General features: G+C 39.3%; 4 protein-coding genes and 1 pseudogene. 2 read left to right on the top strand and 3 right to left on the bottom strand.

The genetic code is table 11. The annotated features are described in order from the left end of the window. Positions 1-394 (top strand): annotated as a pseudogene (locus PVV63_RS10080) (adenosine monophosphate-protein transferase); the annotation flags it as partial. A 78-nt stretch (positions 395-472) separates the two neighbouring features. Beyond that, entirely contained in the window at positions 473-691 is a 219-nt protein-coding gene (locus tag PVV63_RS10075) for a type II toxin-antitoxin system RelB/DinJ family antitoxin (protein ID WP_208439671.1), read from the top strand. A gap of 54 nt (positions 692-745) precedes the next feature. On the opposite strand, the gene virB11 is transcribed toward PVV63_RS10075, so the two are convergent. The 3 genes from virB11 to PVV63_RS10060 form a co-directional block, all read right to left on the bottom strand. After that, positions 746-1,762 carry a P-type DNA transfer ATPase VirB11 gene (gene virB11 / locus PVV63_RS10070; RefSeq protein ID WP_273791736.1) on the bottom strand — a complete coding sequence of 339 codons (1,017 nt, stop codon included), beginning with the start codon at positions 1,760-1,762 and terminating at the stop codon, positions 746-748. A 17-nt stretch (positions 1,763-1,779) separates the two neighbouring features. Next, a complete protein-coding gene (gene virB10, locus PVV63_RS10065; RefSeq protein WP_273791735.1) occupies positions 1,780-2,895 on the bottom strand; it encodes a type IV secretion system protein VirB10 in 1,116 nt (371 codons plus the stop codon). Positions 2,896-2,922: 27 nt separating this feature from the next. Further along, on the bottom strand, positions 2,923-3,260 hold a 338-nt coding region (locus tag PVV63_RS10060), incomplete at its 5' end, for a TrbG/VirB9 family P-type conjugative transfer protein (RefSeq protein WP_273791734.1).

Below are 3,260 nucleotides of genomic sequence, written 5' to 3'. Positions count from 1 at the left end.
AGAGCTTCAATCCTTTTATAAGAATTCTTATGAGATACATATGGATAGTTTTACGCGGGAGCGTGAACAGTTAAAAGTAGAGGTTCCGTCACTTTCACAAGAAGCAGTGACTTTTATGAAAAATGTTGAAGCTGGTCGTGATAGTTATTCAAAGATACCAGAGCAGATCAATCAAGAGTTTTTAAAGCTACAAAGTGCTTTAGATAAACGTTTTGGACAGGATGCCATTCATAAACAAGACTTTGACGTGTCAAAAGCAATATCCAAAAATCAGCTTCAAGATAAAAAGCTTGTGAACGAGCTTCAAACAGCAGTTAAATTTTTGCAACAGAGACATACACAAGAGCTAAAAAATGTGATAGCGCAAACAAAGTCAAAAGATGTTTCGCGATAAAGAAATTTATAACATTAGAAACTTGTTATTATAACTAATTCTATCCACACATAAGAAGGTAACTAAAGGAGTTTTACTATGAGTGTAGCCGTAGATTCAAAAGATGTTGTTCGAGCAAATATAGATAAGAAGTTGAAAAAAGAAGCTGGTGAAATATTAGCAAGTTTAGGACTTACGGTGTCTGATTTCATACGAATTTCCTTAGCTAAAGTTGTTGATGAAAGAGGATTACCATTTGATATGTCTATTTCTAATGCGAAAACGCTTAAAACTTTTGAAAAGAATGCAAAAGGATAAGATGTATACTTTGCGAAAGATATGAATGAGTTATTTAAGTCATTTCGACAGTTTTTAAAAAGCATCACGGCGTTTGAAGGGGTCGTAATAGATTTCTGTTACACGAAATTTTCCTTCGAGGCGTTTACATTGGATGATGACATCTATCATCGAGATTAATAAGCCGCGGATATCATCGCGTGCTAAATTACCACCACCGTCACTTTCTTTGACTAAAAGGGTCATTTGTTCGAAGGCTGCAAGGGCTGTTGAGGCGTGGACGGTAGTAATGGAGCCTGGGTGACCAGAGTTGACATTACGGATATAGTAAAAGGCTGTACCATCACGCAGCTCTTGTAGGAGGATTCTGTCGGGGCGCATGCGTAAGCCTGATTCAAGCAGTTCTTTTGCACCTGCTTTTGCTAAGCCTTGGTTATCTTTTGAATAAAAGAGTTGGACTTTGTTGGCGTGCGGAACGACAAGTTCTGGTGTGTCTTCAATTAAAGCTTTGGAGAGGGTTGTTTTCCCTGAACCGGTTTTGCCCGATATTAAGATATTTTGTTGTGTAATAACGGATCTCTCTAAAAAGTTGCAAAAATCTTTGGCCAGAAATAAATCTGTTAGTTCTTTTTCTGTATCAGAGAGTTCGGATAATCGTTCAGTCATTTGTTGTGTGGGTGTAAAACTAGTGTTTTTGGCGACAGAAAACAGATTGTTTTCATGTAAACTTTCAAGAGAAAAAGTGCGTGATGAAGGTTTACGAATGGTCATGCTAATGGTATTGGCTGCAACAGCTGGAGGCATAACAATTTGTATGCGTTCGTTGTTTGGTAGTGTTGCGGAGAGAACGGGGGTTTCTACACTGATTTTCTGAGTTGTATAGGCAGCAACAACTTTAGCAATTCCTTCTAGTTCGCCGTAGGTTAGTTCTTTTAAGATGTGGGTTTGCCAACCATCTGGACCCTCAACGATTACTTCGCCGGGGCGATTGATGACAATTTCAAATAAATTCTCATTATTGAGGAAGTCATCTAAGATTTTTAATTTTGTTAAAACGATAGAGGCTTGTTCTGCATTTTTGGCTGATGGCATAATGTGACTTTATTGGCTTAATGAAAAAAGGAATAGCTGGGAGTAGAGTGATACCTTTTGCTTGTTACTACTAGTTTATAGACAGATGAAAAATCGAGATCTCTTGCTACAAAGATGTTGACGAGTTCGCCTTGAAATTTTTCTAGGGTAGGCGGGATGTTGATTTGATTTTCAAGGGCAACGGTGGCTGTATCTTTTCCGATATTGCTTGCTTCAGAGCTGTTGAAACCACCACCTGAGTTAGAATTGCCTTTCTTTTTATTGGTTAGGTTTGTTGTAACGCTATCAACAACGGTGAGTAATAATGCTGAACTGAAGCGTTCCCACCAATGGGTGTTGACGTTTCCGTCAAAACCAGCTCTACCTAAACTATCAGTTGCGGGAGATGCAAGATTGATGATGACACCGGTTGGTGTTTTTGCTCTTGTCCAGAGCACAAAGAGACGAGATTGACCCTTTTTAAGCCCTCCTCGGTATTCACCAACAACTTGTGTTCCCTTATCAAGTAAAACAACACGCCCATTGTCAGAGAGGATATCGCGGTTGATTATGCAGCTTGCAAAGCCTGGTTGGTCGCTGTTTAATGCGGTTTCTAATATACAGGGAATAGAAGTTCCCATGGCGATGATAAAGTTTCTATTTCCCATGAGCCCAGCTCTTGTACCTTCTATTTTTGTAGGCTTTAGAAGTGAGGAAAAATTTTGTGAATCATTATTGGGAGTTTCATTTATATTATTACTATAGTTATTTCTCGGCATTTGAGTTGAAGAAGGGGGGGGATTGCTCGTAAAAGCCAATACGGGAGCACGTTGTGCAGCATCAAGTAAAGGATCATGTTCAACTATTTTTTCTGGTGTTTTCGTTGGTGTTGGTAGTGTAACTGGAGGAATTTTTGCTTGTGATTCAGCTGAAACTAATTCTAAGGGAGCAACTGAGTTATTAAAGTCTTGTTTTTTATGAATATTTGCCGTGTTTTTTGGGGTGGGTTGTGTTGAAAATATATTCCAAAGCACATATGCGCAAAATCCTACAAAAGCTATAATAATGATTATTTTTTTTGTATCCGATTTTGATGTATTATTTTTGCCACCCTCAATTGATCCTCGATCTTCGATGATTGGTTTATCGCTCATTTGTTGTCCCCTTCAATTCCCGCTTATTTAAAGATCTGATGCAATTTTACGTTCAACAGCTGGTGAGGTTGTTCCGGTATCTGGATTTATGCCTTTTGGTTGATAGGCTTCGTTAAAGACGCATAGGACGTTTCTTCCCTTTCTTAGGGTGAAGCGCGCGCTAATGGCATGGACAATAACCATGTTGCCTCTTGTGGTTTTGGGAACCAGCGATTCTGTACCGTCATTGTTGACAATATAAATGGCAGGGATTTCTTGGTTGTCTGGAAATGTAAATGTTGTGGTTTTGCCATTGTCGTAAACGGAGGAGGGTTCGAGTACGCTTGAGCCTTGAGCGGTGTAAGCCCAATTGCGTGGTCCGTAGG

This window comes from Bartonella sp. CM31XJBT (assembly GCF_028618555.1).
Taxonomy (GTDB): Bacteria; Pseudomonadota; Alphaproteobacteria; order Rhizobiales; family Rhizobiaceae; genus Bartonella.
Note: the sequence above shows the minus strand (reverse complement) of the source record. Positions and strands in the feature narration are given on the sequence as shown.